A 26401-nucleotide genomic window follows, 5' to 3' on the forward strand; every position below is an offset into this window, starting at 1 on the left:
ACCAAAGACAATTGAAAGGCTTCATGAAGCTAGCCAATCAGCCTTTGCGACCAGTTTTTCAAAGACGCCTTTAAGATCTTTCGTTCGACTTCAACAGCCAGCTGAACACCAGCAGCGCAAGCGCTGCGCCTGCAAACTCGGCAACAATAAAGCCTGGCAGGTCAATTGGGCGGATGCCTGCAAAAGTATCGGTGAATGCACGTGATATAGCGACAGCCGGATTGGCAAAGGATGTGGAGGCCGTGAACCAGTAGGCAGCGGTAATGTAAAGACCGACAAGCCATGGAACGGCGGCTTCCCGGAACTTGATACCAGCCAGAATTGAGGCCAGCAGTCCGAAAGTCGCCACGACTTCCGCCGTCCATTGTGCACCTCCGGTGCGCACGGTTGTTGAGGCTTGCCAAACGGGAAGCTCAAACATGATATGAGCGATCAAAGACCCGCAAATACCGCCAAGCACTTGAACAAGGATGTAGGCAAGACCGATACCAAGCGTCAATTCCTTGCGGAGCCAAAACACAAATGTGACGGCAGGGTTGAAATGGGCGCCGGAAATCGGTCCCAGAATAGTAATCAACACAACGAGGATCGCACCTGTCGGAATTGTGTTCCCAAGAAGGGAAACCGCCACATCATCCGATAAACGGTCCGCCATGATGCCCGATCCGACAACGGTTCCAACAAGCATGGCCGTACCAAGCGCCTCAGCTGTTAGCCGCCGGCTTAAAGTAAAGTCCGCCATCAATTCAATCCTGCAGTTCCGCTTGAGATCCGATATTGCTGAGTTGCGCCTTGGCATCGGGCGCATCGAACACAGCTGGCCCGAGAGCCAGCATGGCATCAATCCGCCGCTCGAGCCGCTGATAAGCAAGGTCAAAAGCCGCCGCACGGCTGGCCTCTTCGCCTTCAACAGAAGCCGGATCGGGAATACCCCAATGCACCACCAGCGGGTGACCGGGCCAGACCGGACAAGCTTCGCCGGCCGCGCTGTCGCATACGGTAACGATCAGGTCCATTTGTGGAGCGTCCGCGCCTGCAAACTCCTCCCAGCTCTTGGACCGGAAACCCGCTGCCGGGAGGCCATTGCGTTCCAGGCATTTCAGCGCATCGGGATTGACCGTACCGCGGGGAGTCGAGCCTGCAGAAAACGTCTGGTAGCCGTCATCGCCCTTGTGACGCAACAACGCTTCGCCCAAGACAGAGCGCGCCGAATTGGCGGTACACACAAATAAAATATTCTTCATGGAAAGTTAGCCACCCGCTTTTGTTAACATCCGGATCCGCCGCCGCAGCCCGCCTTGCTCGCCATGCTGGCGATTGGCAAACACAGTTCCGGATTGCCCCCGCAGCAGTCCTGTAAGAGATACGTCACCAACACCTGCATCGTATCCAGGTCCGCCCTGTAATGAATCGAGCGCCCGTCCCGTTCGGCTTGCACAAGGCCAGAACGGGACAGGGCTCCCAAGTGGGTCGACAGGGTATTTGGACGCACTTCGAGCGCATTTGCGATGGCACCGGCGGTCACGCCTTCTTTTCCCGACCTCACCAGAAGGCGAAAGACGTCGAGGCGTGTTTCCTGACCCAACGCTGCCAATGCGTTCAAGGCATCTTCTTTTTCCATATTTCGATAATACTCGAATAATGGAATTATGCAACTTCTTTCTGATCGGCACGCAGACTTACGGGGGGACAGAATTTAAAAGCGTCATTCACATGCAGGAACCCGCCAGTCTCACCCCTTAAATGAAATCAGTAATCAACCGGCAGCCGATGGCGACGGAACACCACTGGGGCACAGTCGTGAGTGCAAAAAGGACCCGCAAAACCAGCATGGTGCCGCAAAATGCGGATCGCCAACGGCTTTCCCGGCTCCTCTAGAATTTCTGTCAAACAGCATAGATTCTGGACTTATCCGGGAAGATGAGTACGGCAGACCGAAACAAGCGCCAGGCAGCCGCGCGGCCGGTTTCGAACTGTCAGCGGGATAAAAGAAAGGCCCCCATCTGGTGAGAGAGGGAGCCTGTCTTTAGATAAGACCAAAAAGCATGCAGAAAGACGGCCGTCAGGCGGCCTTTGCAGCCAAACGCTTACGGATGCTTTCCACATCGGCGTTCGGAGTGGCCGCAAACAGCGTCTTGGTATAGTCGTGTTGAGGGTTCTCAAAGACTTCGTCACGCGTGCCGTATTCGACAACCTCACCGAAGTACATGACCATCACCTTGTCTGCCAAATAGCGAACGACCGAAAGGTCGTGCGAAATAAAGACGTACGTAAGCCCCATTTCGTCTTGCAGGTCTTTCAAAAGGTTGAGAATTTGCGCCTGAACGGACAAATCAAGTGCCGATACGGGCTCATCCAGAACCAGAAGTTTTGGCTTCATCATGATCGCCCGCGCAATCGCGATGCGCTGTCGCTGGCCTCCTGAGAACATGTGCGGAAAACGTCCGTAATGTTCCGGTTGAAGCCCGACCTTTTCAAGCATCTGCAGGGCAAGATCCTTGCGTTCAGCTGCCGGCATGTCTGTGTTCAGCAAGAGCGGTTCTTCCAGAACGTGGCCGATCTTCTGGCGCGGATTGAGTGAGCCGTAGGGGTTTTGGAAAACGATTTGAACCTTCTGGCGCATCTCCCGGGATATGCCCGTTTTCGAGATATCAATGGGCAGCCCGTCAATCTCAATGGTGCCAGACGTCTGCGCGTCAATCATGGTCAGCATGCGCGCGAGCGTAGACTTGCCACAGCCGGATTCGCCAACAACGGCCAGGGTCTTCCCACGCTCCACGTCAAGATTGACTCCTTTGACTGCCGTCAACTGGGACGCCTTTTTGAACATTCCACCCTTGATATCGTAGACGCGGTGTAGGTCACGCACTTTCAAAATGATGTCGTCAGCCATGTCAGAAGCCTCCGGCTTGAGCAAAATCGCTCACGGTCGGAAGACGGTCCCCCTTGGCGTTTTCAGGCAATGCGGACAGGAGCGCTCGCGTATAAGGGTTCTGAGGGCTTTCAAACAAAGATAGCACGTCAGCTTCCTCCATTTTCCGGCCCTTATACTGAACGATGACCCGGTCGGCGGTCTCCGCAACGACACCCATATCGTGGGTGATCATGATCAGGCCCATGCCGCTTTCTTGCTGCAGCTTCACCAATAGATCGAGAATCTGTTTCTGGATTGTAACGTCAAGCGCAGTGGTAGGCTCATCCGCGATCAGGAGTTTGGGCTTGCAGGCTATTGCCATCGCAATCATGACCCTCTGGCACTGGCCGCCGGACATCTGGTGCGGGAACGCATTGAAGCGCTCTTCAGGTTTTGGCAAGCCGACCGCGTGCATGAGTTCAAGGACGCGGTCTTTCACCTGTTTACCCTTGAGACCGGTATGGGCCTTCAGAGTTTCCCCAAGCTGAAATCCAACAGTGAAGCATGGGTTCAAGCTGGCAATCGGTTCCTGGAAGATCATCGAGATGTCCCGGCCGATCACTTTGCGCCGTTCCTTGGCCGAGAGCGTTCGAAGGTCCAGCCCCTCGAACTCCATCTTGTCCGCTGTGACCGTCGCACTGTCAGGCAAAAGCCCCATGGTTGCCAGCATGGCCACAGACTTGCCGGAACCAGACTCTCCCACAATCGCCAGAACTTCGCCCTGATCGACCGTGTAGTCGACGCCATCCAAGGCGCGGAACGGGCCTTTGGCGGTATCGAACTCAACCCGCAGATTTCTGATTTCAAGAAGAGACATGTTGCTTAGCTCCTCTTCAGTTTCGGATCGAGCGCGTCACGCAGGCCATCGCCGACCAGGTTGATGGCCAAGACGGTAATCAGGATCGCAAGGCCCGGGAACGTCACCACCCACCAGGCGCGCAAGATAAACTCACGCGCTTCGGCAAGCATGGTGCCCCATTCCGGTGTGGGCGGCTGTGCGCCCATACCAAGAAATCCAAGGGCAGCAGCGTCGAGAATGGCGTTGGAAAAAGAAAGCGTTGCCTGAACGATCAACGGAGCTAGACAGTTCGGCAAGATCGTCTTGAACATCAACCGCAAATGTCCAGCGCCAGCGACTTTGGCGGCAATCACATAATCTCTAGACCGTTCGGCCAAAACCGCAGCGCGCGTCAGACGGACAAAGTGAGGCTGCAACACGATTGCAATCGCGATCATCGCATTCATGAGGCCAGGACCGAGGATCGCGACGAGCACAAGCGCTAGAAGAAGGGACGGGAACGCCAGAATGACGTCCATGACCCGCATGATGAATGTGTCGACCGTTCCGCGCATATAACCTGCGACAAGACCGATGACGATGCCGCCCGTCAGCGCAATCGTCACCACGACAACACCGATGAAAAGCGAAAACTGCGCGCCGAAAATCAGACGGGACAGGATATCCCGGCCAACCGCATCCGTTCCGAGCAGGAAGGCAACCTTGCCGCCATCTTGCCACACGGGCGGAACCAGGAAACTGTCACGATATTGGAAATCCGGGTCATGGGGCGCGATCAAGGGTGCGAAAACCGCCATGAACACAAGCAATGCGAACACGACGAGACCAATCACGGCCCCTTTGTTTTGCGAGAAGTAGTACCAAAACTCGGCAAGCTGCGCTTTGGTAGCGTTGCGGCTTTCCTGTTCAAGCTTTGTTGCATCGGCCTTTGTGGCCGGGGAGGAATTCGTCATTTTGTACCCTCGGCTCAGTGGTGGCGGATGCGCGGATTAACGAGTCCGTAGAGCAGGTCTACGATCAGGTTGACCATCATGATGATCCCGGCGATCAAGAGCAGACCACCCTGGACCACGAAGTAGTCCCGCCGCGAGATACTGTCGACCAGCCACTTTCCGATCCCCGGCCAGGAGAAAATTGTCTCCGTCAGGATCGCCCCTGCCAGCAGCACACCGACTTGAAGACCGATTGTTGTGATCACAGGGATAAGCGCGTTGCGGAGTGCGTGCATCCCGACCACACGGCTTGGTCCAAGCCCCTTCGCTTTGGCCGTCCGCACATAGTCCTCACCCAGCACTTCAAGCATTGCAGAGCGCGTTTGGCGCGCGATCACAGCAAGCGGAATGGTTGCCAGGACGATTGACGGCAAGATCAGATGCTGGACAGCCGACAGGAACGCGCCTTTCTGGCCCGACAACAGACTGTCGATCAACATGAAGCCCGTGACCTGCGGGAAGAAGTAAAGCAACGAAATCCGGCCCGACACCGGCGTCCATTGAAGAATGCCGGAAAAGAGGATGATCAGCAGCAAGCCCCACCAGAAGATCGGCATGGAGTAGCCGACAAGGGCGGTGCCCATAATGGTCTGATCCCAGAAAGAGCCCCGCTTGACCGCCGCAAAGATACCGGCCGGAATGCCGATACATACGGCAAGAATGATTGCGCACAGGGCCAGTTCCGCCGTCGCAGGAAACAGGGTCAGAAACTCATCCAAGACCGGTTTCTTCGAGGCGAAAGATATCCCGAGATCGCCTTGAAAGATGCCGAGAACATAATCGATGTACTGTTGCCAATACGGCTTGTCGAACCCAAGCTGAGCCATGACCTCAGCCTTGCGTTCGGGGCTTATGCCCCTTTCGCCTGCGAGCAATTCGGCTGGGTCGCCTGGCAGCAAACGGATGAATGAGAAGGCAACAAGAGTGACGCCCAAGAATGTCGGGATCAACAGGCCGAAACGGCCTAGAAGAAATCGAAGCATGATGTGTGTCCAGATATGACGAACCGGCGTGCCCGGTCAAGAAAACCAACCGATCACGCCGGCCTGATTGCAGAAAATGCCGGTTCTTGAAACCGGCATTTCCTTCGTTCGAATTTTATTCCGCGATATCCACGCCCTTGAACGAGTGGCCGCCCAGCGGATCCATCACGTAACCGGTAACCTTGGAAGACATCGGCATGAAGACGACCGAGTGCGCAATGGTTGCCCAAGGCGCTTCTTCCTTGAAGACCACCTGAGCTTCCTCGTAGAGCTTCGTGCGCTCGGCCTTGTCGGAGACCGTTTTGGCCTTCTGAACGAGCGAGTTAAACTCTTCGTTGCACCACTGTGCACGGTTGGAACCGCCGACAGAGTCGCAGCCAAGAAGAACGGCGAGGAAGTTGTCCGGATCACCATTGTCGCCGGTCCAGCCGAGCAGAACGGCACCGTCACGCTCGACATCCTTGGAACGGGACAGGTACTCGCCCCACTCGTAGGATACGATCTCAACATCAACGCCAACTTCAGCAAAGTCCGCCTGAATGACCTCTGCCATACGGCGGGCATTCGGGTTGTACGGACGCTGAACAGGCATTGCCCAGACTTTCATGGACAGGTTTTCAACACCGGCAGCTGCAAGCATTTCTTTTGCAAGTTCCGGATTGTACTCGTCGTCCTGGATCGCATCATTGTAGGACCACATGGTCGGCGGCAGCGGGTTTTTAGCGGCCGAGCCGGACCCCTGGAACACTGCGTCCAAGATGGCCTGCTTGTTGATCGCATGGTTCAGAGCCTTGCGGACTTCTTTCTTGTCGAAAGGAGCCACCTGGGTGTTGTAGGCAAGATAGCCGACATTCAGGCCCTGCTGTTCCATAAGGGTCAGGTTGCTGTCTGCCCGGATGTCATCCAGGTCAGCCGGAGACGGGTACGGCATGACATGGCACTCACCAGCTTTCAGCTTTTGCAAGCGAACGGCAGCGTCCGGTGTGATCGCAAAGATCAGATTGTCGAGTGCTTCTTTGCCGTCCCAGTAGTCAGCGTGCGCCGCATAACGGATCACGGCGTCCTTCTGGTAGCCGACGAAAGAAAAAGGCCCAGTACCAACCGGCTGCTGGTTAAGCTGCTCTTTTGTGCCTGCAGAGTCGAGCTGTGCCGCGTACTCAGCCGACAGAACCGATGCGAAGTCCATCGCAAGGTTTGCGATCATCGGAGCTTCAGGACGGTTCAGAACGAACTTCACTGTGTAATCGTCAACCTTGACGATTTCCTTGATCAGGTCCGGCATGGACATGGCGTTGAAGTATTCCCAGGAAGTCCCCGGTGTATACTCATGCCAAGGATGCTCGCTGTTCAGCTGGCGTTCGAAAGAAAAGACAACGTCATCAGCGTTGAAATCACGGGTCGGCGTGAAGAATGATGTCGCGTGGAATTTTACGCCCTTGCGGAGATTGAAGGTAAACTCCAGTCCGTCTTCGGACACTTCCCAGCTTTCAGCCAGGCCCGGAACAACTTCAGTCGTGCCAAGCTTGAACTCGACGAGACGGTTGTAGAGCGGCTTGGAAGAGGCGTCGAATGTTGTGCCTGCAGTGTAAAGCGCTGTATCGAAACCTTCCGGAGATCCCTCAGAGCAATAAACGAGAGTTTTAGCGGAAGCGCCGGTCGCCGCAATCACGGCAAGGCTGGCGCCAAGAAGGGTGGCCTTCAAGGTTTTTTGGAAATTCATCAAATTGTTCTCCCCTTGATGAAGAGGCTGGGCCTTGCATCGTTGAGCCGTGCAAAGGAGTAGAGCCCGAGCCGTGCGAACTAAGGCTTTTTTTTGACGGAAAATCAACTGCCAAGAAATTTCGATTTATGTATCGATTTTGAAATTTTTTTGCTAGGTAAGCCCTACTGACGTAAACGAATTGCCGTTTCCAGTGCCGTAAACGCAAATACATACCCCAGCGTCATTCACCTCAAAGTAACGTCGCGGCTCCAAAAAGGTAAGGGCCCCAGCCATGCACTGGGGCCCATGTTCTTAACCTTGTTCGCCGGACCTTGTGCGCTGAACCGCATCCTGCCAGCCGGAAAGCAGATCCGTTCGCGCACCATCTTCCATATGCGGTTCGAATCTCTTGTCCAGCTGCCATTTTGAGGAAAACTCTTCCGGACCGGGCCAGATTCCCGCTTTAAAACCGGCCAGCCAGGCCGCACCAAGCGCTGTGGTTTCCGCAACCGTCGGACGGTCCACCGGTGCGCCCAGAATGTCCGCCAGGAATTGCATGGTCCAATCAGAAGCCGTCATACCGCCATCAACCCGTAAAACCGGCTTTTCAGCGTCGGACCAATCCGATTGCATGGCCCGGATCAGATCGCTTGTCTGGAAGCCAACGCTTTGGAGAACTGCGCGGGCTATTTCCTTGGGGCCTGTATTTCTTGTCAGCCCGAACATCGCACCACGGGCTTCCGCGTCCCAATAAGGTGCGCCAAGACCAACAAAAGCTGGCACCAGATACACATCCTGATGCGGGTCGGCCTCCTCTGCGAGATCCTGCGTATCTGAAGCGCTTTCAATGAGCCCCAGCCCGTCCCGCAGCCATTGGACCGCAGCCCCGGCCACAAAGATCGACCCTTCAAGGGCGTATGTGGATTTGCCGTTTATCCGGTAGGCGACCGTCGTCAGCATGCGGTTCTTCGACAGCACCGGAGTATCTCCAGTGTTCATCAGCGCAAAACAACCGGTTCCGTAAGTCGACTTGACCATGCCCGGTTTGAAGCAAGCTTGACCAACCGTCGCCGCCTGTTGATCGCCCGCGACACCCAGGATCGGGATTTCACGGCCGAAAAGATCGGATTTCGCAACACCGAAGTCGTCCGCGCTGTCCTTGACTTCCGGCAACATGCTCATGGGAATTCCAAGAAGACCGCAAAGCTCCTCATCCCAGTCATTGTGGTGAATGTTGAAGATCAGAGTGCGAGACGCATTGGTCGCATCAACTGCATGGACCTCGCCTTCTGTCAGCTGCCAGATCAGCCATGCATCAACCGTTCCAAATACCAGTTCGCCGCGTTCAGCGCGGTCGCGTGCGCCGGGCACATTCTCCAGAATCCAGGAAATCTTTGTCCCGGAGAAGTAGGGATCAAGCAGCAACCCCGTCTTCTTCGTGAAGGTCTCTTCATGCCCTTGTGCGCGAAGCTTCGCACAAAATTCGGCAGTCCGGCGGTCCTGCCATACGATCGCATTGTAAACCGGCTCGCCCGTTGAACGGTCCCAGACCAAGGTGGTTTCGCGCTGGTTGGTAATTCCGATGGCAGCCACACCGGCACCGCCATCCGGCGCTTTTTCCATGGCTTCACGGCACACACGCAGCGTGCTTGTCCAAATGTCCGCCGGCACATGTTCCACCCAGCCGGATTTCGGGAAATGCTGAGGGAACTCTTGTTGGCCGGTGCTGACAGGCTTGAAATCAGCGTCAAACACAATCGCGCGGCTCGACGTTGTGCCTTGGTCAATTGCCAAAACGCATCCGGCCATTGCCTACCTCCCAGTACTTTCTTTACTTGTTTTGATTGCCTGCGCCGCTGGTCAACAGCGCAAGATGCGCAGGAGACTATGCCGCAGCGCCGCGTTGCTCCGCAAGATATCCGCCGATGAAACGATCCAATTCCACCGCTTCTTCCTTGGAAAGACGAAGACCCAGCTTGCTGCGGCGCCACAGAACATCCTCGGCGGAACGCGCCCACTCACGCTTGATCAAAAAGAGCACTTCAGCCTCATACAAGTTGTAACCGAAGCACTTGCCTAGATCCGCTTCTGTCTTGGCTTCTCCCAGGATGGCGCGGACCTGCGTCCCGTAAAGCCGAATGAGCCGGGATGCGAATTTGAGATCCAAAAACGGAAAATCCTCCCGCAATTTCGCCATATGCGCATCGACCTCGTCGACGTTGAAATCACCGCCCGGCAGGGGCGCATAGGCTGTCCACACACCCCGTTTAAACGGCAGGTGAGGTTCAAGCTTGGCAAGAACGTGTTCTGCCAGTTTCCGGTAGGTCGTGATCTTTCCGCCGAAAACGGACAACAAGGCAGGTTTGTTCTCGCCTGCCTCCAGCTCAAGAACGTAATCCCGGGTGGCTGCCTTTGCGTCTTTGGCGCCGTCGTCATAGAGCGGACGCACCCCTGAATAGGTATGGACAACATCCTCCGGCGTTACCGGTTTTTCGAGATATTCGCTGACAGCCTTGCAAAGATAGCTGACTTCATCCTGCGATATTTCGACTTTCGAAAGATCGTCCTGGTAATCCACGTCGGTCGTTCCAACGAGCGTGAAATCGTCCTCATAGGGAATTGCGAACACTATCCGGCCGTCGCCGTTTTGGAAGATGAAACAGCGGTCGTGCTCAAACTGCCGTGGCACGATGATGTGGCTGCCCTTAACAAGTCTGACGGCAGAGCTGTTATTGGCCCCAACAACACCCCGCAGCATCTCCGCAACCCACGGCCCGGCAGCATTCACAAGAACACTGGCGGTAACGGTTCTCTCATCGCCGCTGACGAGGTCTTTCAGCACCACCGACCAGTGATCATCATTCCGCCGGGCGCTGATGCATTTGGTCCTTGTGAGGATTTTCGCACCACGGTCAGATGCGTCGAGAGCGTTGAGAACCACAAGCCGCGCATCATCCACCCAGCAGTCAGAGTATTCAAAACCCTTCTGAAAAAGCGGCTTGAGGCCTTGTGCAAACGGAGCCTGGTCCAAGCGCACCGTTTTGGTCGCCGGTAGCAGTTTACGGCCGCCGAGGTTGTCATATAGGAACAGACCGAGACGCAGCAGCCATGCAGGCCTCAGATCCTTGTGGTGCGGCAGGATGAAACGAAGCGGCCACGCGATGTGCGGAGCAGCGCGCCAGAGCACCTCGCGCTCTTTCAGCGCTTTCCGCACAAGGTCAAATTCATAGTACTCAAGGTACCGCAGACCACCATGGATCAGCTTTGTGGAGGCAGACGACGTCGCGCCAGCAAGATCACCCATCTCCGCCAGCATCACGGTTGCGCCGCGGCCGACGGCATCACGCGCAATACCGGTCCCGTTGATGCCACCGCCAATCACCAAAAGATCGTAATCCGCCGCCATCTCTTTACCTCCGGTTCGTTACGCGCGCTTTTACTTAAACCCAAAATAAAACGAAACTCAGCGAAATTCAATCAACAATGACGTTATGGACAAAACGAAGCCGCCGCACTCCAGACTGGGAGCGCGGCGGCCTGACTATCCAATGTGCGGTATACTTGAACGGAAGCCTTTAATGCTCGCCGTCGTCCGCAGGTGCGTCTTCCGAAAGTTCCTGGGGCTTTTCGACCTGTTTTGGTGCCTTTTTCTTACTTGCCTGATCCGGTGCATAGGGCGGCGTGGCAGCATGATAGGTCACTTGCGGGAATGGAATTTCAATTCCACGCTCATCGAAGACCTGTTTGACAAACTCATTATAGGCCCGGCCAATCGACCACTGATCGCCGGGGGTCGTTTTGATCCGGGCACGGATATCGATCGAGCTTGCACCGAAATTGGTGACGCCGTGCATTTCAAGGTCTTCGAAAATTTTCGGACCGTAATCTGTCTCGTTCAGCCTGCGGAAGGCCTCGTGCATCGCGTCCTTCGCCTCTGAGATATCGGTATCGTAGGAAACGCCGATCAAGGCGACATGGTAAGAGAAGCCGCGCATGAAGTTGGACACCATGTCGACCGACGAGAATGGGATGATATGAGACGTGCCGTTGAGGTCCCGCATCCGCACCGATCGCACCGTGATCCCCTCAACCGTTCCGGTCACTCCGGCAACGGTCACAACATCGCCTTCGTTAATCGCGTTTTCAATCTGGATGAAGGCACCCGTAATGATGTCTTTCACCAAGGTCTGTGCACCGAAAGAAATTGCCAGACCGACGACACCGGCACCGGCAATCAAAGGTCCGATGTCGACACCAACCTCAGACAGCGACAGCAGCAATGCCATCACGATAATGACCACTGTCGAGGCATTGCGGAACAATTGAAATAAAGTCCGCTCGCGCGCTGTAACGATATTGCCGCCGCGCGATTGCAATCTCAGATCGACCCAGGACATGACCGCAAGCCAGATCCCGAAGAACACAAGAAGCACTAGGAAGGCGGAGCCGTAAGCACTGAGGAGATCAACACCTGCTTCGCTGAACATCCAGCTGGCAAAGCTCAGCACGCCCCATATTTCCAGAAGCAGCAAAACCGTTCCTAAAAACACAGCAGCCCTTACCAGCTTCAAGAGCCGTGGAACGAAAGCGTTTAAGCGGTGCTGCAGCGCCGGAAGTGTCCGGTTTAGGTCTTCGGGCAGCCGTATCCCCCCTTTGATAGCCTTGGTGACCACGAGGGAGATGGCAAAACCGGCCATGATGGTAAGTATGGAAAGACCGGTTGCCCGGACGATAATGGTCATTGCGTCGAATGGCCGGGTCACCCAGATCGCAAAGACTGTGAAGAGATAGATGTAGGCCACGATATGCCAGAGGCGCCCCAGGGAAATCAGGGCCCGTTGACCGAGCGCGCTTTGCAATCCGCCCGCATATTCGATTGCCCCTTTGCGCACGGTGTCGCGATTCCGGTGAACCGTGAACGCAAGATAAATCATTCCGAAAAAGACGGTCAGGAACCGAAGGGCATTTCCAAGTGCAATGGCAACGCCGATATTTGCGATCGGGACAACCAGGAAGATGCCGTAGATGATCCAGTGCATGAACAGCCGCAAGCGGCTGTACCAGTAGAGGGAACTGTCATTGTCAAACGGCAGAATGCGAAGTTCCGGACGTCCTGGGGCAAAAATGAAGCGCAAAGACACGTTGGCCATTCCCAGGATGAAAAACGCGTTGAGCGCCAGACTCTCGGGAAGGGTAACGCCCGTCTGAAATCCGCCATAAGCCAAGAGAGCTACAGTGTTCCCGACCGCCCAACCAACGGCCACGGTTATCCCATCGAGTATCGAACTCAGAATCAGGATCAATGATCGGGTCAGCCCGCCGCCATACCGGGCCAAGACAGCCATGCGGGGATAGATCCGCGCTGCAATCAATTGGCAAACCCAGAAGGCGGCATAAGCAGCAAGAAGAACGACGCCGACTTGGATCGATATCTCTTTTAACCTGTCCCACTTTACCGGGATATCGCCGCGCGCAATGAGTGTCAGGCCGTTCAAAGACCGCAAGGTCTGTTGAACAAGGACCCCCACATCATCCGCGAGCGCCCGGGTGTATTCCCCAATGCGAAGCGCGAAATTTTCGCTGGTCGAACTATTTGAACTCTCGTCGGCGGGTGCGCTTTGGCCTGTACCGGCTCCATCCGCGGAAACTGCGCCATCACCAGATGATTGTGCGCTTCCGGTATCCGACTTTTTCAAAAGATCGATCAGCGCCGCCCGGCTGTCGGGATTTTCCAATAATTGAATGAGCGCATCATTGGCCTGTTGAAGCTGCTCCGCATCCGGTGCTGGTGCCGTTTCCGACTGCGCGCCAGCAGGTAGCGTCAAGCCGCAAGAGAAAAGAAACAGGGACAGCGCCATGCGCAATAAGAGCTTCATGTTCATGCTCACATTCACAATCGTTGGAGGCTACACGGTGGCAGGCTGGGCATGGATGTTATGGCGTAATGCATCACACGAATAGGCTCAAGGCCCTAGCGCCACAGCGTAACGCAGCTGCCACTCGAAGCTGTCAATGAACAAAGCTTCAACCCTCCAGGGGTCGTTTTGTCGCATTTCATCAACAAATATCAGTAAATGACGCAAGGGCATTTTCGATATTCATCCATCCGGGTAACGCAATTATAACAATATGCGACGCACTCTCGATCCATGGAGGACGAGATGCCCAGCTCACTTATGCAATTGGCAAAGGAAGGGACGGATGCCGCACGGCGCGCGCTGTTCGTTCAACTGAGCGATCTCATCAGCGGCGAAATCCACAAGCGTACCGATCAGGAACTCGCGCTTTTTTCGGAAGTCGCACTTCAGCTCTACAGCACGGCGACATCGTCCGACCGTGCCCGCCTGGCCAAGAACCTGGCTGACTGCGCGAACCTTCCGGTAAAACTCGCCATCAAGATTGCGGAAGACGAAGTGTCGGTTGCCGTGCCGATTTTAGCGAGCAGCACCGTATTCACCCAGGCCGAGCTTCTGGATCTGGTCGAGCGCCTGAGCAATCAACACCGCCAAGTGATAGCCCGGCGGCAGGATCTGAGCACCGACGTCTCTGACGCGCTTATGCGGCTGGGTGACACCCCGGTCCACCGTCTTCTTGCCGGCAACCGTGAGATTAAACTGTCCCGGCAAGCTATGACCGTCTTGGTTCAAAAAGCCGTTGAAGACTACGTTCTGCGGGACGATCTCGCCCTGCGGTCGGACTTGACACCGGCTGCAGCTCAAAAGCTCATTCCCATCGTCAACGAAGAGACACAAGTGCGTTTGAGGGAGATTATTCAAGGTGCTCTCTCCCAGGAACAACTTGACCAGATCGCTCGGCTGAAGGTGCTGCGACGCGAATTTGGCCAAGCTCTTGAAAACCCTGACATGAGCCTGCTATGGGCGGATGCGGAACGCGCGCATATTTCAATCGATGAGCTGGTTATCCTTCTTATACAGGATGGCCGCTTCAATCATGTGATCGAACTTTTGAGCCACCGCGGCCGGATTGCCCAAAAAGCGCTCAAGGACGCGGTCTTTAACGGGAAGATCGAGCCGGTCGTCAAGGCGGCCGCAAAGGCCCGCTTGGAAACCGCAACTTTTGCCTTGTTTGCAAAGGCCAGATGCACTCACATGAAAATCCCCAGCCGGCAAGCCTCGGATTGGGTCAAGGCCTACTCGGACTATCTACAGGGAACACAGGCGGCCGCGAACGCGCGCTGCACCGACTTCCAGGCCCGGCGGGGAACCCGCAAAGAACGGGCGAACCTGGCCAAACTCTCACTTGCTTGAATAGGTGCTGGCAAATCAGTGCGGCAGCCGTCCATGCCCTGGACATCAATTCAACGCGCGCTCCTTGAACACATGGCTGCGGCAAGAGCCGTAGACAATGTTGCTGCTGCATAGAACCATAAACCAGGCAGGATCGCCGCTGCGGCAAGACCGCTGGTTTTGGCAGCAAACAAGACCAGCGCGACCAGCATCACATCCAGCATCGACCATTTACCGACCGTTGACAGAAGGCTTAGTGACCGCGATTGCCCGCCGGTCAGAACAACAACGTGAATGAGGAGAATTTTTGCGGCGGGAAAACCGACCGAGAACAAGCCGACAATAAATGCCAAGGCCGCATCCCCCGAGCGCCATAACTCGAAAATCATTTCCAGAAGGCTCGGCCGGTCCTCCAGAAAATAGAGCCGTTCAAACCGCATGAGCGGTTGCGTAAGCCCCAAGGCGAACGAGAACGCCGACACGGGCAAAAGAATAGCGAGAAGAATGCGCATGCTGCCGTTCTTATCGGCTGTGCCGACAAACGCCAACACCATCATAACGCAGCAAGATAAGAAACAGCTTTTTGATTAATTGCCCATGCGCCGGGGAGTATGCGCATTTACACAAGGCTCGGCGCACCGCAAAAAGACAGCGGTCGAAGAACACTTTTTGGTTTAGCCTGAGCCTGCCGGGCTCCGCTGTGCCCGGATTACCGTGCCCTTGCCCGGCTGGCTATTTCATCGAGCTGATCCTGCTCTGCCATATCCTGTGCCGTTCGTTCGCGCTGCTGATCCCGCTCTTCCAGCTGCTCGAATTTCTTCAGCTCTTCAATGGCCTCGCTCAGCTCGTCTTGAGCCCGCTGAAGCTGGTCATCCAATTCGTGGGCCGAGTTACGCAGATTGTCACGGCGTTCAGCTGCCGCCTTGGCGAAAGTCGGGTAAGCGAAATGACTGACATCGGTAATGCCGACACGCTCTTGCTCAACCCGGATCTGATCGTCAAGCTCATCGGCCATGCGATTGAATTCGGCAATCATGCTTTCGATTTGCGCCAGCTGGCGCCGTTTTTCATCAACCTGAAACCGTTTCAAACGGATCAAACTGTCTCGGGTTTTCATTACTCAATACTCCCCTAACACGGGCAGTCTATCCCGGAGTCATTTCCAAAAGGTTGGCGAGTTGCTGATATCCATCAGAAAGTGATGTCGCTTCATTCTTTTCCTGATTGAGAAAATCGTCTATTGGGCCAAATCGGTAAATTGCCTCATCGACGGTCGGATCCGACCCCTTGCGGTATGCACCGAGACGGATCAGCTCTTCCATATCCGTATAAGTGGACAGCAGCTGCTTTGCCTTTCGCAAGACAGGCAGATGTTCCTCAGGCACACAGCGCGGCATTGTTCGTGAAACTGATTTGAGAACATTGATCGCCGGATACCGGCCCCGTTCCGCAATGCCGCGCTCCATCACGACATGCCCATCAAGAATACCCCGGACCGCATCAGCGACCGGCTCATTGTGATTGTCGCCCTCAACCAGAACTGTAAACAGGCCGGTTATCGAGCCCGTTTGCCCCCGGCCCGGTCCGGCCCGCTCCAGCAGGCGCGGCAATTCCGTAAACACTGTGGGCGTGTATCCTTTGGATGTCGGAGGCTCTCCGATGGACAGGCCGATTTCCCGCTGCGCCATTGCAAACCGGGTTACCGAATCCATCATGCAAAGCACATTTTTGTTCTCATCACGGAAATGCTCGGCAACGGTCATGGTCAGGTAGGCAGCTTGACGCCGCATAAGAACGCTTTCGTCAGATGTGGCCACAATGACGACGGACCGCGCTAGGCCCTCCTCCCCCAGATCGTCTTCAATAAACTCCTGAACTTCGCGGCCGCGCTCGCCAATCAGCCCAATCACCGCGACATCGCATTTTGTGTTGCGGGCGAGCATGGACATTAAAACCGACTTTCCAACTCCGGAGCCGGCAAATATCCCCATCCGTTGGCCTTCGCAGCACGTAACGAAAGTATTGAGCGCCCGCACGCCAAGATCCATTGGGGGGCCAACACGTTTACGTTCTGACGCTGGTGGAGGTGAGCTTCGCAATTTGCGAGGCACTCCGCCATTTGGAAGATCTCCTTTACCATCAATCGGTTCACCATGCGCATTAACCACCCGGCCGAGCCACTGGTTGCTGGGATGAACCACGCTGTCGCGTGCCGTGATGATCGCCTTGCACCCCATCCGCACACCCTCCAACCCGGAAAAAGGCATGCACAATGCGTGGCTGTCACGGAAACCCACGACTTCTGCAGGAATTTTAGGATTGTCTTCGCCGTTATCGATCATGAGTCGCGAACCGACACTCATTTCGTGTATGGGACCCGCCACCTCAACCAGAAGACCCTGCACCGCGGTCACCCGGCCGTAAATTTCGGTCGTCATCAACGAATCAATCTCGGCAAAAAGCGCCTTCACGTCAGATTCCTTACCCTGTTAACGCTTTTGGTAACCTATCGTTTACGAGTCTGGTTAATCTTAACCTTTGAAAGGCTGACAAGCGAGGGCCATTTCGAAGTTAAGACGGGTTTGTTGAAAGGAATCTGAACGGAGTCGGTTAGACCGGTTTGTTAATGTGCAACTTTAAGAATTGTGAATCCGGTTTTTTTACGGTGATTCAACAAGTTGGCGGTTGTTCACAGATTCGTTTCTCCGAAGCTTGCTGCTATGAATCGGAATTTGTTAACCATAAGCTCATAGCTTTGAGTCGGGGTTAATAGCAGTCCTTCGTAGCAGGCACCGACAGAGCCGTTGCGACTTGCCCAGGAAAGGCAGAACAAGGGGATTGGCATGCGTGTATTGTTGATTGAGGATGACAGCGCGACAGCGCAGAGCATCGAACTGATGCTGAAGTCCGAGAACTTCAACGTCTACACGACAGATCTTGGCGAGGAAGGTATCGACCTTGGCAAGCTGTACGATTACGACATCATAATGCTGGACTTGAACCTCCCGGACATGTCCGGCTACGAGGTTCTGCGGACACTCCGCGTATCCAAGGTCAAGACACCGATCCTGATCCTGTCGGGCAATGCCGGCATTGAAGATAAGGTTCGCGGCCTAGGCTTTGGCGCAGACGACTACATGACCAAGCCGTTCCATAAGGATGAGCTGGTCGCCCGCATCCATGCAATCGTCCGGCGCTCAAAAGGCCACGCACAATCGGTCATCGTCACCGGGGATCTTAAGGTCAATCTGGACACTAAGACCGTGGAAGTCGGTGGGCAGCGGGTTCATTTGACCGGCAAGGAATATCAGATGCTCGAGCTGCTGTCCCTGCGCAAGGGAACCACGCTCACAAAGGAAATGTTCCTCAACCACCTTTATGGCGGGATGGACGAGCCGGAACTGAAGATCATCGACGTCTTCATTTGTAAGCTTCGCAAGAAACTGGCAGCGGCGACCTCTGGCAAGAACTACATCGAGACCGTGTGGGGACGTGGATACGTTCTTCGCGAGCCAGATGTGGAAGCTGCCGCCTAAAGCGAGTGATATCGCAACACGGACGAAAAAAAGGCCCCGGGAACCCGGGGCTTTTTTGTATTTTTGAACAAGCGCAGTTGTGCCTCGAAATGAAATGGCCGGGCAAGACCCGGCCATTTTTCCGCGCAGTTGTTATGGTGATGGGGCTACGCGGGTTATTCAGAGGTTCAGCTGGTAAGACGCCGGGACATACCGGAAGCCCTCTCCCGTCGTCTCGACAAAACCGACAGCCGGGAACGGCATATGGTAGCCAACGAACGGAATACGGTCGCTCGCCAGCATGCTGAACACACGGCGGCGGGTTTCGGCGGCCGCTTCTTTATCCATGTCGAAACGCACTTCCCAATCAGGATAGGCAAGCGACCAGACGTAGTGGTTGGCAGTGTCGGCGATGAGGAGCAACTGTTGCCCGTTGCTTTCCAGCATGTAGGTCATGTGCCCTGGTGTATGGCCATTTGCCGCAAGTGCCGTAACCCCTGACACGACCGAGTCGCTATTGGTCAGAAACGTCATTTTTTCTGCAAGGGGTTTCACGTTGCTGGTAACCAGCTTTGTGACCCCGTTTGCCTCAGGGTCCATTGCCGCCCAGAAGTCATACTCTTTTTGGCCCGTGACATAGCGGGCATTTGGAAAGGCTGGAGAGCCGCCTTCCATAAGGCCGCCGATATGGTCTGGGTGCATGTGCGTTAATACAACGATGTCGACCTGCTCTGGCGTATAGCCAGCACTTTGCAACGCAGCGCGCATATTGCCCCGGGCTGGACGCCCTCCTTCGCCGACCCCTGTGTCGAACAAAATAAGTTCATTGCCGGTATTCACGACGGTTGGCGTGAAAAAGGCCTTGAAGGTGTCCGCGGAGATAAAGTTGTCGGCAGACACAGAACCGAAATCATCCGCCTCGACATTCATTCCAAATGTTTTTTGTGGCTCGGAAACAGTGACAGCTCCGTCAAGGAGCGTGGTGACCTCAAAGTCTCCCACGTTGTGGCGCGCGATTGGTGCGGCCAGATCACCCTGTTTTTCGGCCGCAGCGAGGCTGACACCAGTTGCGGACACCAAACCGGCGCCGGCCGCGAGCCCGCCCGCCCCAAACAGTGCCGCACGCCGGGTGAGATTCACTTTCAAGTCAGTCATCAAGTCAGCTCCTACCAATCACTGTCCAACCACACGGGTTTTCGTGCACAAGCAGGCCGTGCGGATGGACGTCTAAAAGATGCAATGTTGAAAATGGCGCCCTGCCCCACCAAGGAAAGGCAAACCCGGCAGAATTACACGGGCAACACATCACTTCTTAGGGCGCTGAAAAAGCGCAGTGATTACTTGAACTTGCAAGTGGTGCATTTCATGCGTCATAAATGGCAACGATGAACCTGCGTAAATTCCGGACTGTCTTCGATGGAAAAACGGGAACTGGGACATGCTGTGATCGTCGCAGCCATCGTTGCCGGAATGCTTGCGGCCAACGAAGTTGCCCGGCCGCAAAACTGGACGCCGGTCGGCCTTTACCTCTATTGGGCCACCCGTATCGCCATTGAGGCCGGGCTGTTTCTATCGACTTTCCAGGCGCTCTTTCTCGCGCCCCAGCTCTCCCGCCGGCCGGTCGTGCATGGCTGTCTCGCCGCCGTGATCAGTTTCTTCCCATTTGTGCTTGCCGTGACAGCGTTGGATATAGTTCTAGGCCTACCTGAACTGGATCTCTCGATCGGCGGGCCAGCAACACCTGGGCCAAGGCTCCTGCCGTTTGCTCAGGAGCTCGGATATCTAATCGATAACCACCTTGTGCTCAGTCTGCTTCTGTGGTGCACCATCATGTTCACTCGGCAGCCGGACATCCGGAGACACCCGGCAAACGAGACTGCTGAGGAAATTGGCGCCCGGCCACCAGAAAAAAAAGGCAATGCTACCCAGACCAACGGGTTCGAAAAAAAGTCTGACTTGGAAGCAGGGCCACCGAAGCTTTTGAAGAGGCTCGCTCCAGACCTTCAAGGGCAATTGCTTCGTGTAGAGGCACAAGAACACTATGTCCGGCTGGTCACTGAGGATGGCAACAGCATGGTGCTTTACCGCTTCGGCGATATCCTGCACGAACTTGCCGACATTCCCGGAATGCAAGTGCACCGAAGCCATTGGATTGCTGACATCTGCGTCGGCCGCGTGTATCGCCAGGGCCACAATCTCCGGATCTCAGCGCGGGATGGCGAGACTATTCCGGTCAGCCGGAAGTTTTCAGCCCAAGTGCAAAGGCGCTACGAAACACTGTTCCAAAAAAAATGACCCCGGCATGGTCAACACCTGCCAGGGCCATAATGGATTTACCTCTCCGCCGTTTAGCGGATCGAGCTCGCACCGACGGCAACTCTGCCGCCAAGAGCAGATGCGGGCGCGGTTTTGGTATCCGCCTGTGGTTTGCGCTGGAACAGTCCACGCTTCCCCGGAACCGGTTTGAAGGCGTCGGTAAGCCCGACAACTGTCTCGGCTGCGCCCAACACCAGAAAGCCATCCTCAGGCAACGCTTTCGCCAATCGCCCTAGAATTTCAGTCTTCGTTGCTTGATCAAAATAGATCAGCACGTTCCGGCAGAACACGATGTCAAACTCGCCCAAGTGGCTGAAGCTGTCCAAGAGATTGAGCTTCTTCCATTCCACCATTGCCCGCATGCCGGCATTGATCTGCCACATGTCGCCTTTTTGCTCAAAGTACTTCAACAGCATTTGGATTGGCAGGCCACGCTGAACTTCAAACTGGCTGTAAAGACCGGTCTTGGCTTTTTCGAGGACCTCTTGCGAGAGGTCGGTGCCCAGAATGCGGGTTCGCCATCCGCCCATTTTCGCAGCGTCTTCCTTCAGACAGATGCCGAGGGAATACGGCTCCTGGCCCGTTGACGCAGCAGCGCACCAGATCTTCAGTTGCTTCCGGGTCGACCGGCTTGCCAAAAGCGCCGGCAACATGGTGTCCTTGAAATGGTCGAACGGTGTCTTGTCCCGGAAAAAGAATGACTCATTCGTCGTCATCGCCTCGATGACTTCCGTTTCCAGGGTGCGATTGCCGCCTTTTTGCAAGGCTTGGATCACCGCGCTCAGTGTTTCCAGCTTTGAACTGCGTGCGATAGGCAATAACCGGCTTTCCACCAGGTACTGCTTGTCATTGGACAGAACCAGGCCGGAACGGGTCTTCAAGAAGTTCTTCAGAAAGTCGAACTCACTCGGGGTCATCGTGTATTCCCCTTCAATACGCGTGAGATCTTCGGCCCAATGTCTTTCAAAGGGAGAATATCGCAACACATTCCAGTCTGGGCAGCCGCCCCAGGCATTCCCCAGACAACGCTTGTAGCTTCATCTTGCGTGATGATGCTGCCACCGCCGGCAGCGATCGTTTTCACGCCGTTCGCACCGTCATGCCCCATGCCTGTCAGGATGATGCCGAGCGTCGCGGACCCATAAATCTTCGCGACGCTGTCAAACAGGGGATCAACGGCCGGTTTGCAGAAATTGACGGGCGGTCCGTCGTTCAAAACAATTTTTACGCCGCCTGCATCCTTCTCCAGGATCATATGCTTGCCGCCAGGCGCGACATAGATGTTGCCCGGTTTCAAGAATTCACCGTGCTCACCCTCTTTGGCCGGCCGCAAAGCGGCTTTTCCCATGTGCTCGGCCAAGATAGCCGTAAACGTTGGCGGCATGTGCTGCGTAATGACAACCGGAACGTCATTCATCGCCGTCCCGACTTCCCGCATGACTTCCTGAAGTGCCTGCGGACCGCCGGTTGAGGATCCGATGGCCAGAATACGGGGACGTGCTGACGAGTAAGGACGGGTCTTCAGAGCCGCAGCGCCAGCTTGTGGAGAGGCCGGCTGCCCAGCTTGACGAAAGCTTGCCCGTGTATCGGTTGCAGGACGGGCACTTACGGGCCGGACAGGCTGTGCAGTACGGCCGGCCTGGGTCTCAGCCCGCATCGTACGCACTGGGCCGCGCATCCGGAGAGCGCGGGCACCTAGTGCCTTTACCTTCTCGACGAGCTCACGCCGGAAATCGACGGACGTTGTGACTTCGGAAGTGGACTCAGGCTTCGGCACATAGTCGGCCGCACCGAGCGAAAGGGCCTTCAAGCTGATTTCCGCATTCCTGCGGGTCAAGGTCGAGGCCATAATGACCACGAGGTCGCGCTTCTTCGCAAGCATGAGCGGCAAGGCGGTCATGCCATCCATTTCCGGCATTTCGATATCAAGTACCACAACGTCCGGGTTGCTTTTCTCAATGTCATCGACGGCAAGCTTGCCGTTGCGTTGCGAACTGACGACCTTCAGGCCTTTGTCTTCTCCAAGCCAGCGTGTCAGCAGGCCGCGAATGACGACCGCGTCGTCAACGACCATGACTTTGATGGGGTCACTGCCCGGATCGGTGCCTTGAGGCACACTTCTTTGCGCAAATGCCATTAATTCGCCCAATCCTGAGTTAGATCAGCCCAACTTCCTGAAACTTCGCTTCGACGATTTCCCGGTCGAACGGTTTCATGATGTATTCGTTGGCACCGGCGCGAATGGCGCGAGCAATATGGGCAACATCGTTTTCAGTTGTGCAGAAGACAACAATCGGGTTTTCCCCACCGTCTTCGGCGCGCAGGCTGGTCAGGAACTCCAAACCGTCCATAACCGGCATGTTCCAGTCCAGCAGGATTGCGTCCGGCATGGATTTCCGGCACGCGTCCAGCGCCTGTTGCCCATCTTCCGCTTCGGTGATCTCAAAGTTCATGTCTTCAAGAATACGGCGGGCCACCTTACGGATGACACTCGAGTCATCGACTACAAGGCATTGTTTCATCAGGCGTTACTCCACTTCATGGCCAACTGCATATGGCCTTTTTATGCTGCTGCCATTGGTTCGGTGAACATCGCGCCCAGCAGGCGGTCGACATCAAGAATGACCATCAACTGACCATCCAGACGGTGAACGCCACCAGCGATCTCCGCCCAGCGGCGATCGAGATTGGACGGGTTCGGCTCTGCGGACGAGGCGGACAGGTTCAGGACTTCACCAACAGTATCGATCACGAGGCCGTAGCTTTCGTGCTTGTACTCGATACCGACTGCCATCATCTGCTGATCTTCCAGAGGCGGCAAATGCAGACGGCGGCGCATATTGATCGCAGTGACGATACGGCCGCGCAGGTTCAAGACGCCGGCAACCTCTGGTGCCGACATCGGCACCCTGGTCACGCTCTCAGGAACGAACACATCATGGACCTGGGAGATTGGAAGTCCAAACAGCTGACCGCCGATAACAACGGTCACATATTGGATCATCTCACCACCGGATTTGTTGTCAGATGTGAATTTCTGGTCCAGCACACTCATGCTGCAGCTCCCATTTCACCGGAGAAGACATCCTTAAGGGCGGCAATCAAGCCTGGCCGGTCGAACTTGGCGACATAGTCATCAAATCCGGCCTGGCGGCCGCGCTCGATCGAAGCTGGTGTCACCATGGATGACAGGGCGAGGATCGGGATATTGCGGAACCTCGGGTCACGCCGCAGCGATTCGCAGAACTCGAAACCGTTGATCTCCGGCATCTCGATATCGCTCACGATCGCGTGGAACTTGTTACCGTTTTCAAGCAGCTCGAACGCTTGACCCGGGCCGACACAGGTTGTCACATCGTAGCCGGCCGCTTTGAGTACAGGGGTCAGCATGTTGCGGAAGAACGCGGAGTCATCGACAAAGAGGACCTTCTTGGTCAGTGCCTCGATGTCCATTTCCTTGCGCATGAACCAGTCTTCGAAGGCCTGCGGCAAGTAGTAACCCAGGTCGATGATTTCGGTCGCGCGCTCCTTGACGATTGCAGATCCGAGAATGCCCGGACGCTCCGAACCAACCTCGATGTTCATGCGGTCTTCGACAATATCGACAATCTCGTCGACTACGAGACCCATGGACCGGCCACTGTCGGAGAACACAAGCATCGGCTGTGTTCCTTCGGACTTATGGCTTTCACCGTCATTGAGATAAACAAGCGGCATGAGTGCACCGCGGTACTGGACGAGATCGCGGCCGTTGGACCGTTCGATCTTGGAGACTTCGAACTCCTCCAGGCGTGTGACCAATGACAATGGGACCGCCTTTGGCTCTGGGGCGCCTGCGCGGAACAGGAGCAGCGAGATTGCGTTGTGACCAGAGATGGCCTTGCGCTGCAGATCTTCTTGCTCTTCTTCCTGATGCTCGGCAACCGCACTGGACGCATGGCTTGCCATTGCGCCAGCGATCCCGTTCGGATCGATAATCATGATCACGGAACCATCGCCTAAGATTGTGTTTCCGGAGAACATGTCGAGGTTACGCAGCATGGTCGACATCGGCTTGACCACGATCTCCTCCGTATGGAAGACACCGTCGACGACAACGCCGAATGTTTGGCTGCCCACCTGCATGACAACAATGAAACCGTTATCGGCATCGATTGCCTCGTCAGCATTTTCACCTTCGTAAATGCCGAGCAGTTGGGAAAGGTGCACGAGCGGGAGCAACTTGTTGCGCAAACGCAGCACAGGTGTGTCCTTGATCCGCTCTATCCGGTGTTCCGAATTTGTCTGAACACGCACAAGTTCCACCACAGAGAGCTGCGGAATGGCAAACCGGTCACCAGCGGCTTCGACGATCAGCGTCGAAACGATCGCAAGTGTCAGCGGGATCTTGATGATGAAGCTGGAACCTTTACCCGGTACCGAGCGCAAATCAACCGTTCCGCCAATAATCTCGATGTTGTTGCGGACAACATCCATGCCAACACCGCGTCCGGAGACGCTGGTAACCTTGGCTGCAGTCGAGAACCCTGCATGGAAAATGAATTTCTGGACTTGGACGTCCGTCATTTTCTCCAGTTCGGCTTCAGTTGCCAAACCGCGCTCAAGGATTTTCTCCTTGACCTTATCGACATCAATGCCCTTACCATCATCACGAACCTCGATGATGATGTGACCGCCTTCATGGTAAGCGGCAAGGGTGATCGTTCCCTTTTCCTGCTTGCCAGCTGCCCTGCGCTCTTCCGGGCGCTCAAGACCGTGGTCGGCGGAGTTCCGGACCATGTGGGTCAACGGATCCTTGATCATTTCAAGGACCTGACGGTCCAGTTCCGTGTCCGCACCGATCATCTCGAGATCGATCGGCTTTTCCAGTTCCTGGCTTAGATCGCGCACAATACGCGGCAGCTTCTGCCATGCATTGCCAATCGGCTGCATGCGCGTTGCCATAACCCCTTCCTGGAGTTCGGCAGTCACATTCGAAAGCCGCTGGAGCGGAACCTTGAATTCGCTGTCCTCATGCCGGCGCACAATTTCAAGCAGCTGGTTCCGGGTCAGCACGAGCTCCGAAACCATCGTCATCAAGTGCTCAAGCGTATCGACGGCAACACGAATGCTCTGGTTTGAAACACCACCGCCGGATGCTTTCTTCTCACCAGCTTCCGCTTCGGTTTTCTTAGCAGGCGCTTTAGCCTGGGGCTGAGCAGCCGGTGCCGGTTCGGCAACCGCCGCAGCAACCGGTTCGTCGATCTCGTCTTCGACGTCCGGCTCGGGTTCGGCGACCTCAACCTCGATCTCGGTCTCCCGGAATGCCCGTTCCAGTTCGTCAAGAGACACTTCGCCAGGGCGTAGGGGACGTTCGAGGGTCTGATCAGGTGCGTCGTCGGAACCTGCGTCGTCAGCAGCTGGCTCTGCAGCTGTTTCGGCTTCGGGTTCTGCGGCTGCACCACCGCCTGCCATGGCAGCATCGGCCTGCGCGGACATGTCCTCAAGCTGGCCGATCAGTTCGCTGTCGTCACCTTGCGGTTCTTCACCACCGGCCGCTTCCAGCTCACCAAGGATGTCTTTAATCTGATCGATCGACGTCAGAATGAGTGACACTGCATCCTGCGTGACCGGCGCGCCGTCGCGGAATTTGCCCATGAGGGTTTCCGCAGCATGCGCAATGCCTTCAAGCCGGGGGAGGCCCAAAAAACCGCAAGTGCCTTTGATGGTGTGCACCAAGCGGAAAATATTGTCCAAAATCGTTGCGTTGTTTGGTTCTTGCTCGAACTTTACGAGCTCAACGTCCACAACATCGAGACTCTCGTTCGTCTCGGTAATGAATTCCCTGAGGAGGTCGTCCATGGCCTGCTCTCACCCGACTTGTTACTGGTTCCGCACCCTGGAATGGGCGTCTGGACCTAGAAGTCCATGAGAGTGATCGTGACCTCAAACAG

The 26401-nt window shown here is 55.6% G+C and carries 23 protein-coding genes; 3 read left to right on the forward strand and 20 right to left on the reverse strand.

The window, feature by feature from the left end; genetic code table 11:
* Nucleotides 1-70: 70 nt before the first annotated feature.
* From E1180_RS14510 to E1180_RS14560, 11 genes are all read right to left on the reverse strand, one after another.
* On the reverse strand, nt 71-742 hold the full coding sequence (locus tag E1180_RS14510) for an aquaporin (RefSeq protein ID WP_155191942.1): 672 nt from the start codon (nt 740-742) through the stop codon (nt 71-73).
* Nucleotides 743-746: 4 nt separating this feature from the next.
* Complete coding sequence (locus E1180_RS14515) at nt 747-1244, reverse strand: arsenate reductase ArsC (protein WP_155191943.1); 498 nt, start codon at nt 1242-1244, stop codon at nt 747-749.
* 23 nt (nt 1245-1267) lie between these two features.
* Entirely contained in the window at nt 1268-1621 is a 354-nt protein-coding gene (locus E1180_RS14520; RefSeq protein WP_155191944.1) for an ArsR/SmtB family transcription factor, read from the reverse strand.
* A 441-nt stretch (nt 1622-2062) separates the two neighbouring features.
* Nucleotides 2063-2893, reverse strand: a complete 831-nt coding sequence (locus E1180_RS14525; RefSeq protein ID WP_155191945.1) for a dipeptide ABC transporter ATP-binding protein — start codon at nt 2891-2893, stop codon at nt 2063-2065.
* Between the two features lies 1 nt (nt 2894).
* Complete coding sequence (locus tag E1180_RS14530; RefSeq protein WP_155191946.1) at nt 2895-3731, reverse strand: ABC transporter ATP-binding protein; 837 nt, start codon at nt 3729-3731, stop codon at nt 2895-2897.
* Between the two features lie 5 nt (nt 3732-3736).
* Nucleotides 3737-4666: an ABC transporter permease subunit gene (locus E1180_RS14535; protein WP_155191947.1), complete on the reverse strand. Its 930-nt coding sequence runs from the start codon at nt 4664-4666 to the stop codon at nt 3737-3739.
* Nucleotides 4667-4680: 14 nt separating this feature from the next.
* Nucleotides 4681-5688 carry an ABC transporter permease subunit gene (locus E1180_RS14540; RefSeq protein ID WP_155191948.1) on the reverse strand — a complete coding sequence of 336 codons (1008 nt, stop codon included), beginning with the start codon at nt 5686-5688 and terminating at the stop codon, nt 4681-4683.
* A 115-nt stretch (nt 5689-5803) separates the two neighbouring features.
* The gene (locus tag E1180_RS14545) at nt 5804-7408 is read right to left on the reverse strand and encodes an ABC transporter substrate-binding protein (RefSeq protein ID WP_155191949.1); all 1605 of its coding nucleotides are present in this window, start codon (nt 7406-7408) and stop codon (nt 5804-5806) included.
* Nucleotides 7409-7702: 294 nt separating this feature from the next.
* Nucleotides 7703-9199, reverse strand: a complete 1497-nt coding sequence (gene glpK, locus E1180_RS14550) for a glycerol kinase GlpK (RefSeq protein WP_155191950.1) — start codon at nt 9197-9199, stop codon at nt 7703-7705.
* A 76-nt stretch (nt 9200-9275) separates the two neighbouring features.
* Complete coding sequence (glpD, locus tag E1180_RS14555) at nt 9276-10796, reverse strand: glycerol-3-phosphate dehydrogenase (protein WP_155191951.1); 1521 nt, start codon at nt 10794-10796, stop codon at nt 9276-9278.
* Between the two features lie 169 nt (nt 10797-10965).
* Nucleotides 10966-13266 (reverse strand): mechanosensitive ion channel domain-containing protein, encoded by a 2301-nt coding sequence (locus E1180_RS14560; protein ID WP_155191952.1) that lies wholly within the window; start codon nt 13264-13266, stop codon nt 10966-10968.
* Between the two features lie 285 nt (nt 13267-13551).
* Here E1180_RS14560 and E1180_RS14565 point away from each other — a divergent pair, with 285 nt between their 5' ends.
* Nucleotides 13552-14658, forward strand: a complete 1107-nt coding sequence (locus E1180_RS14565) for a DUF2336 domain-containing protein (RefSeq protein ID WP_155191953.1) — start codon at nt 13552-13554, stop codon at nt 14656-14658.
* Between the two features lie 50 nt (nt 14659-14708).
* Here E1180_RS14565 and E1180_RS14570 read toward each other — a convergent pair whose 3' ends face one another.
* The 3 genes from E1180_RS14570 to fliI form a co-directional block, all read right to left on the reverse strand.
* Complete coding sequence (locus tag E1180_RS14570; protein WP_155191954.1) at nt 14709-15149, reverse strand: paraquat-inducible protein A; 441 nt, start codon at nt 15147-15149, stop codon at nt 14709-14711.
* 197 nt (nt 15150-15346) lie between these two features.
* The gene (fliJ, locus tag E1180_RS14575; protein ID WP_155191955.1) at nt 15347-15754 is read right to left on the reverse strand and encodes a flagellar export protein FliJ; all 408 of its coding nucleotides are present in this window, start codon (nt 15752-15754) and stop codon (nt 15347-15349) included.
* Between the two features lie 28 nt (nt 15755-15782).
* Complete coding sequence (gene fliI, locus E1180_RS14580; RefSeq protein ID WP_283404419.1) at nt 15783-17108, reverse strand: flagellar protein export ATPase FliI; 1326 nt, start codon at nt 17106-17108, stop codon at nt 15783-15785.
* A gap of 372 nt (nt 17109-17480) precedes the next feature.
* Here fliI and ctrA point away from each other — a divergent pair, with 372 nt between their 5' ends.
* Entirely contained in the window at nt 17481-18173 is a 693-nt protein-coding gene (gene ctrA, locus E1180_RS14585) for a response regulator transcription factor CtrA (protein ID WP_031270498.1), read from the forward strand.
* Nucleotides 18174-18332: 159 nt separating this feature from the next.
* Here ctrA and E1180_RS14590 read toward each other — a convergent pair whose 3' ends face one another.
* Nucleotides 18333-19307 (reverse strand): MBL fold metallo-hydrolase, encoded by a 975-nt coding sequence (locus tag E1180_RS14590; protein WP_155191956.1) that lies wholly within the window; start codon nt 19305-19307, stop codon nt 18333-18335.
* 261 nt (nt 19308-19568) lie between these two features.
* On the opposite strand from E1180_RS14590, the gene E1180_RS14595 reads away from it, so the two are divergent.
* Nucleotides 19569-20447: a LytTR family DNA-binding domain-containing protein gene (locus E1180_RS14595; RefSeq protein WP_155191957.1), complete on the forward strand. Its 879-nt coding sequence runs from the start codon at nt 19569-19571 to the stop codon at nt 20445-20447.
* Nucleotides 20448-20500: 53 nt separating this feature from the next.
* Here E1180_RS14595 and E1180_RS14600 read toward each other — a convergent pair whose 3' ends face one another.
* The 5 genes from E1180_RS14600 to E1180_RS14620 are packed head-to-tail and all read right to left on the reverse strand — an operon-like array spanning nt 20501 to nt 26309.
* Nucleotides 20501-21385 carry a CheR family methyltransferase gene (locus E1180_RS14600; protein WP_155191958.1) on the reverse strand — a complete coding sequence of 295 codons (885 nt, stop codon included), beginning with the start codon at nt 21383-21385 and terminating at the stop codon, nt 20501-20503.
* Nucleotides 21382-22605 (reverse strand): protein-glutamate methylesterase/protein-glutamine glutaminase, encoded by a 1224-nt coding sequence (locus E1180_RS14605; RefSeq protein WP_155191959.1) that lies wholly within the window; start codon nt 22603-22605, stop codon nt 21382-21384. The genes E1180_RS14600 and E1180_RS14605 overlap by 4 nt, the downstream gene beginning before the upstream one ends.
* A 19-nt stretch (nt 22606-22624) precedes the next feature.
* Entirely contained in the window at nt 22625-22990 is a 366-nt protein-coding gene (locus E1180_RS14610) for a response regulator (RefSeq protein WP_155191960.1), read from the reverse strand.
* Nucleotides 22991-23031: 41 nt separating this feature from the next.
* A complete protein-coding gene (locus tag E1180_RS14615; RefSeq protein ID WP_155191961.1) occupies nt 23032-23523 on the reverse strand; it encodes a chemotaxis protein CheW in 492 nt (163 codons plus the stop codon).
* Nucleotides 23520-26309, reverse strand: coding sequence for a hybrid sensor histidine kinase/response regulator (locus E1180_RS14620; RefSeq protein ID WP_155191962.1), 2790 nt, complete (start codon nt 26307-26309; stop codon nt 23520-23522). The genes E1180_RS14615 and E1180_RS14620 overlap by 4 nt, the downstream gene beginning before the upstream one ends.
* Nucleotides 26310-26401 lie beyond the last annotated feature (92 nt).

Origin of the sequence: Roseibium denhamense, assembly GCF_009711415.1 — a bacterium.
Lineage (GTDB): Bacteria > Pseudomonadota > Alphaproteobacteria > Rhizobiales > Stappiaceae > Roseibium > Roseibium denhamense.

Bases quoted from the DNA above. Each gene is read 5' to 3' on its own strand.
- E1180_RS14510 (WP_155191942.1), bottom strand. From the start codon at position 742: ATGGCGGACTTTACTTTAAGCCGGCGGCTAACAGCTGAGGCGCTTGGT.
- E1180_RS14515 (WP_155191943.1), bottom strand. From the start codon at position 1,244: ATGAAGAATATTTTATTTGTGTGTACCGCCAATTCGGCGCGCTCTGTC.
- E1180_RS14520 (WP_155191944.1), bottom strand. From the start codon at position 1,621: ATGGAAAAAGAAGATGCCTTGAACGCATTGGCAGCGTTGGGTCAGGAA.
- E1180_RS14525 (WP_155191945.1), bottom strand. From the start codon at position 2,893: ATGGCTGACGACATCATTTTGAAAGTGCGTGACCTACACCGCGTCTAC.
- E1180_RS14530 (WP_155191946.1), bottom strand. From the start codon at position 3,731: ATGTCTCTTCTTGAAATCAGAAATCTGCGGGTTGAGTTCGATACCGCC.
- E1180_RS14535 (WP_155191947.1), bottom strand. From the start codon at position 4,666: ATGACGAATTCCTCCCCGGCCACAAAGGCCGATGCAACAAAGCTTGAA.
- E1180_RS14540 (WP_155191948.1), bottom strand. From the start codon at position 5,688: ATGCTTCGATTTCTTCTAGGCCGTTTCGGCCTGTTGATCCCGACATTC.
- E1180_RS14545 (WP_155191949.1), bottom strand. From the start codon at position 7,408: ATGAATTTCCAAAAAACCTTGAAGGCCACCCTTCTTGGCGCCAGCCTT.
- glpK (WP_155191950.1), bottom strand. From the start codon at position 9,199: ATGGCCGGATGCGTTTTGGCAATTGACCAAGGCACAACGTCGAGCCGC.
- glpD (WP_155191951.1), bottom strand. From the start codon at position 10,796: ATGGCGGCGGATTACGATCTTTTGGTGATTGGCGGTGGCATCAACGGG.
- E1180_RS14560 (WP_155191952.1), bottom strand. From the start codon at position 13,266: ATGAAGCTCTTATTGCGCATGGCGCTGTCCCTGTTTCTTTTCTCTTGC.
- E1180_RS14565 (WP_155191953.1), top strand. From the start codon at position 13,552: ATGCCCAGCTCACTTATGCAATTGGCAAAGGAAGGGACGGATGCCGCA.
- E1180_RS14570 (WP_155191954.1), bottom strand. From the start codon at position 15,149: ATGCGCATTCTTCTCGCTATTCTTTTGCCCGTGTCGGCGTTCTCGTTC.
- fliJ (WP_155191955.1), bottom strand. From the start codon at position 15,754: ATGAAAACCCGAGACAGTTTGATCCGTTTGAAACGGTTTCAGGTTGAT.
- ctrA (WP_031270498.1), top strand. From the start codon at position 17,481: ATGCGTGTATTGTTGATTGAGGATGACAGCGCGACAGCGCAGAGCATC.
- E1180_RS14590 (WP_155191956.1), bottom strand. From the start codon at position 19,307: ATGACTGACTTGAAAGTGAATCTCACCCGGCGTGCGGCACTGTTTGGG.
- E1180_RS14595 (WP_155191957.1), top strand. From the start codon at position 19,569: ATGGAAAAACGGGAACTGGGACATGCTGTGATCGTCGCAGCCATCGTT.
- E1180_RS14600 (WP_155191958.1), bottom strand. From the start codon at position 21,385: ATGACCCCGAGTGAGTTCGACTTTCTGAAGAACTTCTTGAAGACCCGT.
- E1180_RS14605 (WP_155191959.1), bottom strand. From the start codon at position 22,605: ATGGCATTTGCGCAAAGAAGTGTGCCTCAAGGCACCGATCCGGGCAGT.
- E1180_RS14610 (WP_155191960.1), bottom strand. From the start codon at position 22,990: ATGAAACAATGCCTTGTAGTCGATGACTCGAGTGTCATCCGTAAGGTG.
- E1180_RS14615 (WP_155191961.1), bottom strand. From the start codon at position 23,523: ATGAGTGTGCTGGACCAGAAATTCACATCTGACAACAAATCCGGTGGT.
- E1180_RS14620 (WP_155191962.1), bottom strand. From the start codon at position 26,309: ATGGACGACCTCCTCAGGGAATTCATTACCGAGACGAACGAGAGTCTC.